We start from the raw sequence: 15,063 nt of genomic DNA on the forward strand, positions 1-15,063 counted from the left end.
GACGGACGCCGGTTTAGCGATGGTGCAAGCGAGCTTTCGCGCTGCGCGAAAGCTGCCCGCGAAGCCGCGCCGCGCCTAGCGCATGGCGTCGGGCGTGCGCAGATGGCCGATGAATTCCTGGGCCGGCGCCGACAGTCCTTGCTCGGAACGGGCGCCCACGTAGATCTCGCGCCGTGCCCAGGATTCGTCGAGCCGCAGCGCGCGGATGTTCATCGAGGCGGCGTGCGGCTGGGTGAACTGCGCCGGCATCACGCCGATGCCCAGGCCCTCGTGCACCATGCGGCAGAAGATGTGGCCGCTGCGGACGTGGAACCGGACCTTGAGCCGCATCGCGCTGTGGGCCAGCAGGGTGTTGAGCAGCGAGCTGCCCAGCGGCTGGCCGATATAGGGGTATTCCAGGGTGTCGACGAAGCGCACGCTGGCGCGGCCGGCCAGCGGGTGGTCGCCCGGCACCACCACGCACAGCTCGTCGGAATGGTAGGGATAGGTGGCCAGGCCGTCGTGCGGGGTGGTGGCGGCGAAGATGCCGATGTCGAAGCGGCCGTCGCGCACGCCGTCGATCACCTCGGTGCTGCGCAGTTCGCTCAGCTCGATCACCACGTTGGGGTGGGCCCGGCTGAAGTGGCTCAGGTCGGTGGGCAGGAACTGGCTGAGCGCGGTGCCGATGGAGGCGATCCGCAGCTGGCCCTTCATGCCGGGCGTGTACTGGTGCAGGTCGGACTGCATCTGGTCGATGCGGAACAGGATCTCGCGCGCGTGCTGCAGCAGCGCATGGCCGGCCGGCGTGAGCGAGACGCCGCGCGCATGCCGCAGGAACAGCGCGGCGCCGCTGGAGGCCTCCAGGTCGGTGATGCGCTTGCTGACGGCGGCGATCGCCAGGTGGACCTTTTCCGCGGCGCCCGACAGGCTGCCTTCTTCGGCAACCGCCACGAAGATCCGCAAGGTGGAGAATTCGAGCTGTTTCATGGTCCCTACCAGTATGCGCCGCCGTTGGCGCCGCGCTGCCGCTCGAAGCGCTGCAGCAGGAAGTCGAGGAAGCTGCGCACCCGCGACGACATGTGCATGCGTTCCGGATAAACGGCGTAGATGTCGGCATCCGGAGTGGACCACGAATCGAGCACGGTGCGCAGCTTGCCGGCGCGCACGTGGGCGGCGGCCTCCCATTCCGAACGCATCACGATGCCCTGACCCGCCAGCGCCCAGCTGAGCGCGACCTCGCCGTGGTTGGTGCTGACCGGGCCGCGCACCTTGACCGTCTTCCTGCGATGGCGCGACTCCAGGCGCCAGGTGCCGTAGGCCGCTTCGCTTTCGCGGATCACGATGCAGGAATGGTCGGCCAGGTCTTCGGGCGCCTGCGGCGTGCCGGCCCGCTCCAGGTAGCGCGGCGCGGCGTACAGGCGGCGCCGGTTGCACGCCAGCCGGCGGGCGATGATGCGTCCGTCGGCCGGCTCGCCGAAGCGGATGGCGATGTCGAACATGCTTTCGCGCGCGCTGGAGACGCCATCCGACAGGTGCAGCTGCAATTCCACCTCCGGATAGCGCCGCGCGAACTCGGTCATCGCCGGCCCGATGTGCAGGCGGCCGAAGCCGAGCGTGGCCTCTACCCGCAGCAGGCCCTTGGGCGCGGTGTGAGCGCCGGTGACGTGCTGTTCCAGCTCGGCGATCTCGCCCAGGATGCGCTGGGCGCCTTCCAGGTACAGCCGGCCCTCCGGCGTGATGCTGGAGCGGCGGGTGGTGCGATTGAGCAGGCGCACGCCCAGATGGCGCTCGATGGCCGCCAGCCGCTTGCTGACCACCGGCGGCGTGACGCCCAGTTCCTGCGCGACTGCGCGCAGGCTGCCCATCTCGGCCACCAGCACGAAAAAGGACAGGTCGGAGACGGGTTCCATTGTTAACTATGAAGACACAATAAGTTTTTGTAGAAATAATTATAAAAAACGCAGAATCCATATACTAAAAAAAAGAATCGATATTCCAAATCATCCGAGGAGACTATAGATGTTGACCAACGCAATCGCCTGGCGTCGCTGTCGGAACGTTCTTGCGGCGCTCATCGCCACGGCTGCCGGCGCCGGATCCGCCTGGGCGCAGGCCTACCCGACCAAGCAGATCCACGTGATCGTGATGCATTCTCCCGGCTCCAGCGGCGACACCGTCGCCCGCACCGTCATCCCCCGCATGTCGGAAATCCTCGGCCAGCCGATGGTGATCGAGAACCAGGCCGGGCTGGGCGGCGTGGTGGGCGCCACGCAGCTGAGCCGCGCCGACAAGGACGGCTATACGCTGGGCGTGGTATCGCTGAACTACGCCATCAACCCGAGCCTGACCAAGGTCACGTACGATCCCATCAAGGACATCGTGCCGGTGTCGATCATGACTTCCGGCCAGGCGATGCTGACGGTCAATTCCAAGGTGCCCGCCAAGAACCTGCAGGAACTGCTGGCCTATGCCCGCAGCAAGCCCGAGCAACAGAAGCTGACCTACGGCTCGCCTGGCGTCGGTTCGGTGTTCCACCTGGCGTTCGAGCTGCTGGCCTCGGCCACCAACACGCACTGGCTGCACGTGCCGTACAAAACGTCGAGCGGCTTCATGACCGACCTGATGGGCGGCCAGATCGATGCCGGCTTCGTCAGCCCGGGGCTGGCCGTGCCGCTGATCAAGGCCGGCAAGGTCCGCCCGATCGCCGTCGGCAGCCTGGAGCGCGCCAAGGTGCTGCCCGACGTGCCGACCCTGGACGAGTCCGGCGTGCCGGGCTACGACGTGAATTCCTGGGTGGCGCTGCTGGCGCCGGCCGGCACGCCCGACGCCGTGATCGACAAGCTGAACGCGACGGCGGTGAAGGTGCTGCGGATGCCGGAGGTGGTCAACTCGCTGGCCGAAGCCGGCTATGGCGTGACCGCCAGTTCGCCCCAGGAGGCCCAGGCGACCATCAAGTCCGACCTGGCCAAGTACGCCAAAGTCATCAAGGACGCCGGCATCCAGATCCAGTAACCGGAGAACGCCCGCCATGGCGCCCCGCACGCTTTACCAGAAACTGGTCGATTCGCACACCGTACTGCGCCTGGACGAACAGAACGTCCTGCTGTACGCCGACCTGCACGTGATGAACGAGTACACCAGCCCGCAGGCCTTCGCCGGCCTGCGCGAGCGCGGGCTGCCGGTGGCCGCGCCGGCGCAGCAGATGGCGGTGGTCGACCACATCATCCCTACCCATCCGGTGGCGCACCGGATCATCGCCGATCCGGCCTCGGCGCTGCAGGCCACCAACCTGAAGCGCAATTGCGACGACTTCGGGCTGGCGATGTTCGATACCAACGACCGTTTCCAGGGCATCGAGCACGTGGTGGCGCCGGAGTTCGGCATGGTGCGGCCGGGCATGGTGGTGCTGTGCGGCGACAGCCACACTACCACCTACGGCGCGCTCGGCGCGCTGGGCTTCGGCATCGGAACCTCGGAAGTGGAGCACGTGCTGGCGACCCAGACGCTGGTCTATCGCACCGCCGCCGACATGCGCATCCGGGTCGACGGCGAACTGGCGGCCGGCGTCACCGCCAAGGATCTGGTGCTGCACATCATCCGCCGCATCGGCGCGCAGGGCGCGCGCGGCCACGTGGTCGAGTTCTGCGGCGACGCGATCTCGGCACTGTCGATCGAAGCTCGCATGACCCTGTGCAACATGGCGGTGGAAGCCGGCGCGCGCGGCGCGCTGATCGCGCCCGACGAGGCGGCGATCCGCTACGTGCTGGAACGCGCCGTCGACATGGCGGGCATGGAAGAGGCCGCGCGCGAATGCTGGCGGCAGCTGCGGTCCGACGACGACGCGCGCTTCGACGTCGAGCACCGCTTCGACGCCGCCGCGGTCGGCCCCTACGTGAGCTGGGGCACCAGCCCCGACCAGTCGATCGAGATCGGCGAACGGGTGCCGGCGCCCGAGGCCGCGCAGGATCGGCTGGAGCGCCTGGCGCTCGAAAAGGCGCTGGCCTATACAGGCCTGTCCGCCGGCGTTTCGCTGGACGGCCTGCCGGTGCAGCGGGTGTTCATCGGCTCGTGCACCAACGGCCGTATCGAAGACCTGCGCGCGGCGGCCGCCGTGGTCAAGGGCCGCAAAGTGCATCCGGGCGTGCGGGCGATGGTGGTGCCGGGCTCGGGCGCCGTGCGGCGGCAGGCCGAGGAAGAAGGCATCGCCGCCATCCTGGCCGATGCCGGCTTCGAATGGCGCCAGCCCGGCTGTTCGATGTGCCTGGCCATGAACGACGACGTGCTGGCGCCCGGCGAGCGCTGCGCCTCGACCACCAACCGCAATTTCGAAGGGCGGCAGGGCCGCGACAGCTACACCCACCTGATGAGCCCCGCGATGGCCGCCGCCGCCGCGCTGGCCGGCTGTATCACCGACGTCCGTCACCTGGAGAGCACGCTTGGCTGAGCATTCCACGATCGAAGGCGTCGCGGCGCCGCTGCCGATCAGCAATCTCGACACCGACCAGATCATGCCCAAGCAGTTCCTGCGCGGCATCGACAAGGCCGGTCTGGACCGCGGCCTGCTGTACGACATGCGCTTCGACCCGCAGGGCCGGGCGCGGCCCGATTTCGTGCTGAACCGGCCGGAATACGCGGGCTGCCGCATCCTGGTGGGCGGCCCCAACTTCGGCTGCGGCTCCAGCCGCGAACACGCGGTCTGGGGGCTGATGCAGTTCGGCATCCGGGCCGTGGTGGCCCCCAGCTTCGGCGAGATCTTCTACTCCAACGCGATGAACAACGGCCTGCTGCTGGCGGAAGTAGAGGAAGCCGATGCGCTGCGCTTCATGGACGAGGTCGCCACGCCCGGCGGCAACCGGCTGTCGATCGACGTCGCCGCGCTGACGGTGCGCAGCGCCGCGCACGCCGCGGCTTTCCCGATGCTGCCCATGCACCATCGGATGTTCTTGAACGGCTGGGACCTGGTGGGCGCGTCGGTGGCGCACGACGACGCCATCCGCGCGTTCGAAGCCGCGCACTGGCGGCGCCAGCCGTGGCTGCAAGGCGTGGCGGCGAAGACCCGCGCGCGGCTGTAGCGCGCCGGCCTTGCCGCGGGCGGGCGGCAGGCGCAGGGCCGCCCTTGCGCCGCATCCTCGGATGATATAGTCGGCCTGGGCTGCGGCCCACTCCGTTCCGAGGATGATCTGGCACATGAAAGACGAAGAGCTGCGCACCGTCGCCGCCGTAGAACGAGCATTGCATCTTCTCGACACTTTCCGCTCCGCGCGCAGGGCCCTGACCCTTACCGAGATCGCCGCGCGCACGGGGCTGTACAAGAGCACCGCGCTGCGGCTGGCCGCCACGCTGGAACGCTTCGGCTACCTGCTGCGCCGGCCCGACGGCGCCTACCAGATCGGCTCCACGCCGTTTTACCTGGGGGCGGTCTACCAGCAGACCACGCAGCCCGCGGAGATCATCCTGCCGGCGCTGCGCGAGCTGGTGGCCGAGTTCGGCGAAAGCGCGTCGTTCTTCATCGAGCGCGACGGCCTGCGGCTTTGCCTGTACCGCGTGAACTCGCCGCAGCTGGTGCGCGCGCACCTGTCGCCGGGCGACATCGTGCCGATGGACAAGGGCGCGGCCGGCAAGATCATGATGGCCTTTCGCGAGCCGTTCGATCCGGCCTATGCGCGCATCCGCAAGAACCTGGTGGTGTCGTCGGCGGGCGAGGTCGCGCTCGACATGTCGGCCGTGGCCGCCGCGGTGTTCGACGCGCAGGGCATCGCCGGGGCGCTGGCCATCACCGGCCCGCAGCGGCGCTTCAACCGCGGCGTGGTGCGGCGGGCGGAAGCGCAGCTGCTGAAGGCCGCATTCCGCATCACGCAGGGGCTGGGCGGCGACATGGGCCGCTTCAGCGGGCCGCTGGCGCTGGTCGCGGCCGACGAGCAGGCCTGAGGCGCAGGCCGGGCGCCGGGCGCGCCTGGCGGCTGGCCGTCGCGGCAGTCAGGCCTTCGCGGCGGGCGCGACGTAGCGCCGGTGCAGCGCCTCGGCCTGGCCGCGCAGCATCGCGATGTCGGCGCCGACGGTCAGCACGTTGGCGCCCGCCGCCGCGTACCGGCGCGCGTCGTCTTCCGTCAGCGCCGTCATGCCTGCCGCTTTGCCGTTGCGCCGCGCGCGCCGCAGGCCCGCGTCGATCATGGCTTCCACCTCCGGATGCCGCGGCTGGCCCAGCAGGCCGCAGTCGGCCGCCAGGTCCTGCGGCCCGAAGGTGATCAGGTCCACGCCGTCGATGGCGCAGATCGCGTCTAGTTCGTCGCAGGCCTGGCGGGTCTCGATCTGGATCCCGACCGCGATCTGGCCGTTGGCCGCGCCGAAATAGCCGTCGTCCGGCCGGTAGCCGACGGCGCGCATGCGGGCGCCGATTCCGCGCCGGCCCGCCGGCGGGTAGCGGGTGGCGGCCACCGCCGCCTGCGCCCCGGCCGTGCTGGTGACTCCGGTGAAGACGAAGTTCTGGATGCCGAGGTCGAGGTAGGGCAGCAGGGCCTCGGGCGCCATGGCGGGAATGCGCACGGCGGCGCTCATGCCGCTGCCGCGCATGGCGGCGAGCTGCTGGTGCACCACGGGCAGCGAGGTGGGCGAATGCTCGATGTCGAGCAGCAGGTAGTCCAGCCCGCTGTGCGACAGGATTTCCACCGTCTGGAAGGCCGGGATGAAGCAGTAGATGCCGTACATCGGCTGCCCGCCGGCGAGCTTGCGCTTGTATGGGTTGTCGTAGGAGGCCATGGTCGTCTCGATGGGGAAGGTTCCGGGGAGCGGCCGTCAGGCCACCGGCACGCCGGCGGCGCGTTCCTGCTGTGCACCGCCGTCGTACATCGACCCCAGGTGCCCGTGAACGTGGCCGAAGCGCCTGACCATGACTTCCTCCAGCGTCATGCTGCCCGGGCAGACGGCATTGCCAGAGCGGACCTTGTAGCCGTCGGGGTGCGAGGGCGCGACGGGTTCGATGCCATCGGCCAGCTTGCGCGCCGTCTCCAGCCACAGTTTGCGCATGCGGGCGATGCCGGCGTCGGAAGCCACCAGGAATTCCTTGCTGCGGTCGTAGATCACGCCCTGGCTTTCGTTGATGGCGGTGTCCTGCTCGCCGATGCCCACGATGCCCGAGTACGTCTGGGTCTTCTGCAGCTCGCGGTCTATCAGGTAGTCGTTGGCCCGGTTGCGCTTGGGCGTGAACTGGTCGTCCAGCGCCGGGTGCACCGCCGAGCCGCTGCCCAGCTGCTTGCGCTCCTGCTCGGTCAGCTCCCGCTCGGGGTTCCAGGTGTAGCTGAACACCCAGGCGTTCTCGTCGTCGATCGGCACGACCGTCTGGCCGTGGTAGTTCTCGCCCTCGGAGCTGCCGGGCGCGAGCGAGGTGCTGGGCATCAGGAACTGGATGATGCGCCAGTAGGCGTCGTCGCCGTCAGCGCGGCGCTTGCCGGCCACCGTCATGCCCAGGTCGTTCGGCAGCGGCCGCACGTGGATCGACGGACAGCCGTCCTCGACCACCCAGCGCAGCCGAGGGTCCACTTCGGTCGTGCTGAAGTTCGCCCCGTACATCATCTTGCCCCAGGCGTCGCGGTTGCGGCTGATGGGAATGTGCAGATACGAGAAGTGGGTGGGGTCGAGGATGCCTTCGGCCGCCTGGGCCCAGTTGGCGAACTGGCGGCGCTTGGTGATGAAGCGCCGTTGCGGCGCCACCAGCCCGAACTCCATTCGCGGCAGCTCGGGCTGGTGCTCGGGCGGGCCCATATAGCACCAGACGTAGCCGCCGAACTCGCGCGTCGGATAGGCGGCGATGCGCACCCGGTTCTTGAGCGCCGCGCCGTTTTCCACCGAGGGCAGGTCCACGCACCGGCCGGTGGCGTCGAACTTCCAGCCGTGGAACACGCAGCGGATGCCGTCCTCTTCATTGCGGCCGAGGAACAGGCTGGCGCGCCGGTGCGGGCAATGCTCGTCCAGCAGGCCGACGCGGCCCGAGCTGTCGCGGAAGGCGACCAGGTCTTCGCAAAGAATGCGCACGCGCACGGGCGGGCAATCGGGTTCGGGCAGCTCGCTGGCGAGCAGCACGGGCAGCCAGAACCGCCGGAACAGGCGGCCCATCGGCGTGTCGGGCCCGACGCGGGTGAGCAGGCGGTTGTCTTCGGGCGTCAGCATGAGGTCTCCTTCGTTGTATGTCTTGGCGCGCGCGACGCAATTTATAAAAAAGAACTATGTTCTAATTTATTTGGAACATTATTCTACGAGTATGTTATTGTCAATTCGCGGCCGGTGGAATACGGGAAGGGCGCATCGCCGCAGGCGGTACGGAAAAGCCCTCCACAAGAAAAAAGCGAGGAGACGACATTGGAAGCAGCAGGAATCGGAAAGAAAACGGGGCGCGCGCTGGCCGCCGCCGCGATGTTCTTGTGCGCATCGCTGGCCGCGGCGCAGCCGGCCGCAGAAGGGCCCATCAAATTCGTCATCATCACCGCGGCCGGCGGCGCGTCCGACCAGATCGCGCGGCTGATCGGCGAGCGCCTGACAACGCTGACCGGCAGGACGGTGCTGGTGGAGAACCGGCCAGGCGCCGGCGGCAACATCGCCACGCAATTCGTGGCGCGCGCCCATCCGGACGGCGCGACTTTTCTCGTGACGTCGAACAACCACACCATCAATCCCTTCATCTACAAAGAGGCCGGCTACGACCCCGAGCGCGACCTGATGCCCGTCATCCAGCTGGGCGCGGGGCCCAGCGTGCTGGCCGTCCATCCCTCGGTCCCGGCGCGCACGCTGAAGGAGTTCGTGGCGCTGTCCAAGCGCAAGCCCGGTTCGCTCAGCTACGCTTCGACCGGCCTGGGCAGCGCCTCCAGCCTGGCGGGCGAACTGCTGAAGGTGAGCAGCGGGCTCGACATGGAACACATTCCCTACAAGGGCGGGGCCGAGGCCATCACGGCCGTGCTCGGCGGCCAGGTGCCGGCCATCGTCACCTCGCTGACCTCAGCCGGTCCGCATATCAAGTCGGGCAAGCTGCGGCCGCTGGCCGTCGCCACCCCGCAGCGCTGGCCCGGCGATCCCGACATCCCGACCATGGCGGAATCGGGCTGGCCCGACTGTAAGTACGAAGTGTGGCAGGGGCTGCTGGCGCCGCGCGGCACGCCGGCCGCGGTGATCGAGAAGATGAACGCCGACGTCGGCCGCGTGCTGGCGATGCCCGACGTGAAAGAGCGTTTCATGACGCTGGGCTACCGGCCGGTGGGCGGAACCACCGAGGCTTTCAGGAAGATGCTGGCCGAAGATCGCACCCAGGTCGCGCAGATCGTCAAACGGGTGAACATGCACGCGGACTGACGGCGGCAGGGCGCAGGGCCGCGCGGCCGCCGCCCATTACAGCCGCTTGATGAACACCTGGCTGTTGCGGCTGCGGTCGTAGTGGCTTTGCTTGTCTTTCGGCAGGTCGGCCACGCTGCCCTGCACGAAGCCGCGCTTGATGAACCAGTGCGCGGTACGGGTGGTCAGCACGAACAGGCGGTTGATGCCGGCCGCGCGGGCGCGGCTTTCGATGTGGCGCAGGAGCTTGTCGCCTTCGCCCTCGCCCTGCCATTGCGGGTTGACCGTCAGGCAGGCCATCTCGGCCATTTTCTCGCCGGCGTAGGGGTAGAGCGCGGCGCAGCCGTAGATCACGCCGTCGTGCTCGGCCACCGAGAATTTCTCGATGTCGCGCTCGATGCTGCCGCGGCCGCGGCGCACCAGCGTGCCGTCGTTCTCCAGCGGCTCGATCAGCTGCACGATGGCGCCGATGTCGTCGATGGTGGCGGCGCGCAGGTCGTCCAGCGTGTCTTCCACTACCATGGTGCCCACGCCGTCGTGGGTGAACACCTCGAGCAGCACGCCGCCGTCGAGATCGAACGGGATCAGGTGGGCGCGCGCCACGCCCAGCTTGACCGCGCGCGACGCATGGCGCAGCACGACCGCGGTGCCGGCGTCGAGCTCGCCCTGGGCCACCAGGGCGTCGGCATCCTCGCGCGCCAGTTCGGTGTCGACGTTGCCGTCCTTGTCGACGATGCTGGGGGCGTCGGTCAGGAAGATCAGCTTTTCGGCGCGCAGCGCCACCGCCACGCTGGTGGCCAGGTCTTCCATCGACAGGTTGAAGGCCTCGCCGGTGGGCGAAAAACCCAGCGGCGACAGCAGCACGATCGAGCCGTGGTCGATGGCGTGCTTCAGGGCCTCGGTATCCACCTTGCGAACCATGCCGGTATGGCGGAAATCCACGCCCTCTATCACGCCCACCGGCCGGGCGGTGATGTAGTTGCCCGATACCACCCGCACGTGGGCATGCGACATCGGCGTATTGGGCAGGCCCTGGCTGAACGCGGCCTCGATGTCCAGGCGCAGCTCGCCGGCGGCTTCCTTGGCGCATTCGAGCGCGGCGGCGTCGGTGATCTGCAGGCCTCGGTCGAACTGGAACGAGATGCCCTTGAGCCGGAGCTGCTCGTTGACCTGGGGCCGCGAGCCGTGCACCAGCACCAGCCGCACGCCCAGCGAGCTCATCAGCGACAGGTCCTGGATGAGCACGTTGAGCGCGCCGGCCTGCACCAGCTCGCCGCCGAAGGCGACGACGAAGGTCTTGCCGCGGAAGGCGTGCACATAGGGCGCGACTTCGCGGAACCAGCGGACGAACCGGGCGTTCAGGTCGGGATCGACCGGCGCGGCGGTGGGGGTCGGAGCAGCGTTCATCGCGAAATTATAATAAGCGGTTAATTCAAGATCTCCACATGGCTGCACAATCCGCCAAGACTGTACCTCCCGCACGACGCCGCAACCCGGTTCCGCCCATCGTCTACCCCGAGGAGCTGCCGGTCAGCGGCCGCCGCGACGAAATCGCCCGCGCGCTGGCCGCCCACCAGGTCATCATCGTCAGCGGCGAGACCGGCTCGGGCAAGACCACCCAGCTTCCCAAGATCTGCCTGGAACTGGGCCGCGGCTCGGCCGGAATGATAGGCCATACGCAGCCGCGCCGCCTGGCGGCGACCTCGGTGGCGCGCCGCATCGCCCAGGAATTGAACACGCCGCTGGGCCAGGTGGTGGGCTACCAGGTGCGTTTCAACGACCGCACCGAGCCCGGCGCCTCGGTCAAGCTGATGACCGACGGCATCCTGCTGGCCGAATCGCAGCGCGATCCGCGGCTGCGCGCCTACGATACGCTGATCATCGACGAGGCGCATGAACGCAGCCTGAACATCGATTTCCTGCTGGGCTACCTGCGCCAGCTGCTGCCGCGCCGGCCCGACCTCAAGCTGATCATCACCTCGGCCACCATCGACGCCGAGCGTTTCGCGCGCCATTTCGCGCCGCCCGGGCAGGACAGCGTGCCGGTGATCGAGGTCTCGGGCCGGATGTATCCGGTCGAGGTGCGCTACCGGCCGGTCGACACCCGCGGCATGCAGGCCGCCGACGACGACGCGCCCGAGGCGCCGCGCCGGCCCGAGCGCGGCCGCGAGCGGGAACGCGAGAACCTGTCGCGCGACGAGGAGCGCGACATGATCGACGCCATCGTCGACGCCGTGGACGAGTGCGCCCGCCATGGCCCGGGCGACGTGCTGGTATTCCTGCCCGGCGAGCGCGAGATCCGCGAGGCGGCCGAGGCGCTGCGCAAGCACCATCCGGCCGCCACCGAGGTGCTGCCGCTGTTCGCCCGGCTGTCGCAGGCCGAGCAGGAGCGGGTCTTCCATCCGCAGGGCAACCGGCGCCGCATCGTGCTGGCCACCAACGTGGCCGAAACCTCGCTCACGGTGCCCGGCATCCGCTTCGTGGTCGACAGCGGCCTGGTGCGGATGAAGCGCTATTCCTGGCGCAACAAGGTCGAGCAGCTGCGGATCGAGCCGGTCAGCCAGGCCTCGGCCAATCAGCGGGCGGGCCGCTGCGGCCGGGTCGGGCCGGGCCTGTGCATCCGCCTGTACGACGAGACCGATTTCGCCGCCCGGCCGCGCTTCACCGATCCCGAGATCCTGCGCTCCTCGCTGGCCAGCGTGATCCTGCGCATGAAATCGCTGCGGCTGGACGACATCGAACGCTTTCCCTTCGTCGAGACGCCGCCCGGGCGGGCCATTGCCGACGGCTACCACCTGCTGCAGGAATTGGGCGCGATCGACGACGCCAACGACCTGACCGAGGTCGGCCGCGAGCTGGCCCGGCTGCCGGTCGACCCGCGCATCGGGCGCATGATCCTGGCCGCTCGCGAGCAGTCCTGCCTGGCCGAGATGCTGGTGATCGCCGCCGCGCTGTCGGTGCAGGACCCGCGCGACCGGCCGCTCGAAGCCCAGGAGGCGGCCGACCAGGCGCACGCCAGGTTCGCCGACGAACGCTCCGAATTCATGGCCTTCCTCAAGCTGTGGAAGTGGTACGAAGAGGCCGTCGCGCACAAGCAGTCGCAGCGTAAGCTGGTCGAACAGCTGCGGCAGAACTTCCTGTCGCCGGTGCGGCTGCGCGAATGGCGCGACGTCCATTCGCAGCTGGCGGCGGTGGTGGGCGAGCAGGGCTGGCGGCTGAACCAGACCGAAGCCACGCTGGAGCAGGTCCACCTGGCGCTGTTGTCGGGCCTGCTGGGCAACATCGGCACCAAGAGCGAGGAAGACGCCCAATACCTGGGCGCGCGCGGCATCCGCTTCTACATCCATCCGGGGTCGCGGCTGGCCAGGAAGGCCGGGCGATGGGTGGTGGCGGGCGAACTGGTCGAGACTTCGCGCCTGTTTGCGCGCTGCGTGGCGCGCATCGACCCCGGCTGGATCGAGCGGGCCGGCCGCCACCTGCTGCAGAAGAACTGGTCCGACCCGCGCTGGGAAAAAAAGGAGGGCAGGGTGGTGGCCAACGAGCGGGCCACGCTGTACGGGCTCACCATCTATTCCGGCCGCCGCATCGACTACGGCCGCATCGACCCGGTCCGCGCGCGCGAATTGTTCATCCGCGAGGCGCTGGTGCCGGGCGAGATCGAGACCCGGCAGCCGGTGGGCGGCAAGCCAGGCGGCGCGGCGACCTTGCCGTTCATCGCGCACAACCGCAAGCTGGTGGCCGAGATCGAGAAGCTCGAGCACAAGTCGCGCCGGCCCGACATCCTGGTCGACGACGAACTGATCTTCGCCTTCTACGACCGCCAGCTGCCGGCCGACATCCACCAGGCCGTCACGCTGGAGAAGTGGTACCGCGAACAGGTCGCGCGCGGCGGCAAGGAGGCCGCGCGGCTGCTGTTCCTGTCGCGCGACGAACTGATGCGGCACGAGGCGGCCGGCGTCACCACCGACGTGTTCCCGAAGAAGCTGACGCTGCACGGCATCGACATGGCGCTCGACTACCATTTCGAACCCGGCTCGCCGCGCGACGGCGTGACGCTGTCGGTGCCGCTGTTCGCGCTCAACCAGCTCGATCCGCAGCGCTGCGAATGGCTGGTGCCGGGCATGCTGAAAGAAAAGGTGCAACTGCTGCTGAAGTCTTTGCCGCAGAAGCTGCGCCGCCATTGCGTGCCGCTGCCCGAGTACGCGGCCGGCTTCTTCGACCGCTGGTTCGAGCTGGCGCAGAAGCCCGACCGCGGACTGATCGACACCCTGGTCGCCGACGTGCGCGAGCATACCGGCGTGCAGCTGGCGCCGGGCGACTTCAAGCTGGAGACGCTGCCGGCCCATCTGTTCATGAACTTCCGCGTGCTCGACGAGCACGGGCGGATGCTGGCGATGGGCCGCAACCTGGCCCAGCTCAAGGGCGAACTGGGGCGCGAGGCGCAGGCCACCTTCCAGCAGGTGGCGGCGCGCGACAAGGAAGTGGCGCATGCGCTGGCGCACGAGAACCTGACCGACTGGAGCTTCGGTCCGCTGCCCGAGCTGCTGGAGATCCGCCGCGGCGGCCTGTCGGTGATCGGCTATCCGGCGCTGGTGGACCGCGGCACGCATTGCGACCTGGACGTGTTCGACGACCCGGCCGAGGCCGCGCGCCATCACCGCGCCGGGCTGCTGCGGCTGTTCCGGCTGCAGCTGAAGGACCAGGTCAAGTTCCTGGAAAAGAACCTGCCGGGGATGACCCAGATGAGCATGCTGTACATGCCGCTGGGCACGCAGGAAGAACTGCGCGACCAGATCATCGACGCCGCGCTGGCGCAGGCCTGCCTGGCCGAGCCGCTGCCGGCCGACGCCGCCTCGTTCGAGGCGCGCCGCAACGAAGGCAAGGGCCGGGTCGGCCTGCTGGCGCAGGAAATCGCGCGGCTGGCCGGCGCCGTGCTGGCCGAATGGGCGGCCGCGCAGCGCAAGCTGCCGCAGACCCGGCCGCACGCCGCCGCCCATGCCGACATGGAACAGCAGATGCGGGCGCTGATGCCCAAGTGGTTCATCCGCGACACGCCGCAGCCGCAGCTGTCGCACTTCGTGCGCTACTTCAAGGCCGTGCAGGCGCGGATCGACAAGCTGCGCGCCGATCCGGCGCGCGACGCGCGGCTGATGGCCGAGATGGCGCAGCTGACCGCCCCCTACCAGCGCGCGCGGGCGGCCCGCAAGGGCGTGGCAGACCCGCGCCTGGACGAGTTCCGCTGGATGCTGGAAGAGCTGCGGGTGGCGCTGTTCGCACAGGAGCTGCGCACGCCGATGCCGGTGTCGGTCAAGCGCCTGCAGAAAGCCTGGGAGGCAATGCAGCGCTAAAGAGTTACGCCAGTTGCCGGCGCAGCGGGGGGCCGGGGTGCGCGGCCGGCGCGGCCGGGCCGGCGGCGAAGGCTTCGAGCAGCCGCTCCAGGTGGCCGATGTGCGGCAGCATCGGGCCGTAGAACAGCGTGCGGCCGGCGGCGTCCTGCACCAGCAGGGTGGGGAAGTCTTCGATGTCGTCGTCGCCGGCGAGATCGGGATGCTCTTCGATGTCGACCCAGGCGAACACGCTGCCGGGCCGGCGTTCGGCCAGTTCGGCGAAGCGCGGCTGGTATTCTCGGCAGGTGCCGCACCAGGCCGCGCACAGGCAGGCCACCAGCAGCGCGTTCGGGTCGGCCAGCCGCTCGCGCAGGCGGGCGGCGTCGGAATCGGGGAAATAGACCGGCATGAGGACTGGTAACGGTAAGTTTCTTCGGCCATT

General features: G+C 69.0%; 12 protein-coding genes. 6 read left to right on the forward strand and 6 right to left on the reverse strand.

Features of this window, described 5'->3' with window-relative positions:
• Positions 1-75 precede the first annotated feature (75 nt).
• Together ABD927_RS06950 and ABD927_RS06955 are read right to left on the reverse strand one after the other, a co-directional pair.
• Positions 76-966, reverse strand: a complete 891-nt coding sequence (locus ABD927_RS06950; protein WP_345247694.1) for a LysR family transcriptional regulator — start codon at positions 964-966, stop codon at positions 76-78.
• Positions 967-971: 5 nt separating this feature from the next.
• A complete protein-coding gene (locus ABD927_RS06955) occupies positions 972-1,889 on the reverse strand; it encodes a LysR family transcriptional regulator (protein ID WP_345247696.1) in 918 nt (305 codons plus the stop codon).
• Positions 1,890-1,998: 109 nt separating this feature from the next.
• Between ABD927_RS06955 and ABD927_RS06960 the strand changes: the two genes are divergently transcribed.
• From ABD927_RS06960 to ABD927_RS06975, 4 genes are all read left to right on the forward strand, one after another.
• Positions 1,999-2,991, forward strand: a complete 993-nt coding sequence (locus ABD927_RS06960; protein ID WP_345247698.1) for a Bug family tripartite tricarboxylate transporter substrate binding protein — start codon at positions 1,999-2,001, stop codon at positions 2,989-2,991.
• 16 nt (positions 2,992-3,007) lie between these two features.
• Positions 3,008-4,423, forward strand: coding sequence for a 3-isopropylmalate dehydratase large subunit (gene leuC, locus ABD927_RS06965; protein WP_345247700.1), 1,416 nt, complete (start codon positions 3,008-3,010; stop codon positions 4,421-4,423).
• Complete coding sequence (leuD, locus tag ABD927_RS06970; protein WP_345247702.1) at positions 4,416-5,051, forward strand: 3-isopropylmalate dehydratase small subunit; 636 nt, start codon at positions 4,416-4,418, stop codon at positions 5,049-5,051. The genes leuC and leuD overlap by 8 nt, the downstream gene beginning before the upstream one ends.
• Before the next feature lie 115 nt (positions 5,052-5,166).
• Positions 5,167-5,907 (forward strand): IclR family transcriptional regulator, encoded by a 741-nt coding sequence (locus ABD927_RS06975; protein WP_345247704.1) that lies wholly within the window; start codon positions 5,167-5,169, stop codon positions 5,905-5,907.
• Between the two features lie 48 nt (positions 5,908-5,955).
• Here the strand turns inward: ABD927_RS06975 and ABD927_RS06980 are convergent, their stop codons facing one another.
• Positions 5,956-6,735: an HpcH/HpaI aldolase family protein gene (locus ABD927_RS06980; RefSeq protein ID WP_345247706.1), complete on the reverse strand. Its 780-nt coding sequence runs from the start codon at positions 6,733-6,735 to the stop codon at positions 5,956-5,958.
• A 36-nt stretch (positions 6,736-6,771) separates the two neighbouring features.
• Positions 6,772-8,142, reverse strand: a complete 1,371-nt coding sequence (locus tag ABD927_RS06985) for a Rieske 2Fe-2S domain-containing protein (RefSeq protein ID WP_345247708.1) — start codon at positions 8,140-8,142, stop codon at positions 6,772-6,774.
• A gap of 189 nt (positions 8,143-8,331) precedes the next feature.
• Here ABD927_RS06985 and ABD927_RS06990 point away from each other — a divergent pair, with 189 nt between their 5' ends.
• Positions 8,332-9,315, forward strand: coding sequence for a Bug family tripartite tricarboxylate transporter substrate binding protein (locus ABD927_RS06990; protein WP_345247710.1), 984 nt, complete (start codon positions 8,332-8,334; stop codon positions 9,313-9,315).
• A gap of 36 nt (positions 9,316-9,351) precedes the next feature.
• Here the strand turns inward: ABD927_RS06990 and argA are convergent, their stop codons facing one another.
• Entirely contained in the window at positions 9,352-10,701 is a 1,350-nt protein-coding gene (argA, locus tag ABD927_RS06995) for an amino-acid N-acetyltransferase (RefSeq protein WP_345247712.1), read from the reverse strand.
• A 38-nt stretch (positions 10,702-10,739) separates the two neighbouring features.
• On the opposite strand from argA, the gene hrpA reads away from it, so the two are divergent.
• On the forward strand, positions 10,740-14,642 hold the full coding sequence (gene hrpA, locus ABD927_RS07000; RefSeq protein WP_425570203.1) for an ATP-dependent RNA helicase HrpA: 3,903 nt from the start codon (positions 10,740-10,742) through the stop codon (positions 14,640-14,642).
• 4 nt (positions 14,643-14,646) lie between these two features.
• Here hrpA and ABD927_RS07005 read toward each other — a convergent pair whose 3' ends face one another.
• Positions 14,647-15,030, reverse strand: coding sequence for a thioredoxin family protein (locus ABD927_RS07005; RefSeq protein WP_345247714.1), 384 nt, complete (start codon positions 15,028-15,030; stop codon positions 14,647-14,649).
• Positions 15,031-15,063: the final 33 nt, after the last annotated feature.

The organism is Pigmentiphaga soli (assembly GCF_039541095.1).
Lineage (GTDB): Bacteria > Pseudomonadota > Gammaproteobacteria > Burkholderiales > Burkholderiaceae_B > Pigmentiphaga > Pigmentiphaga soli.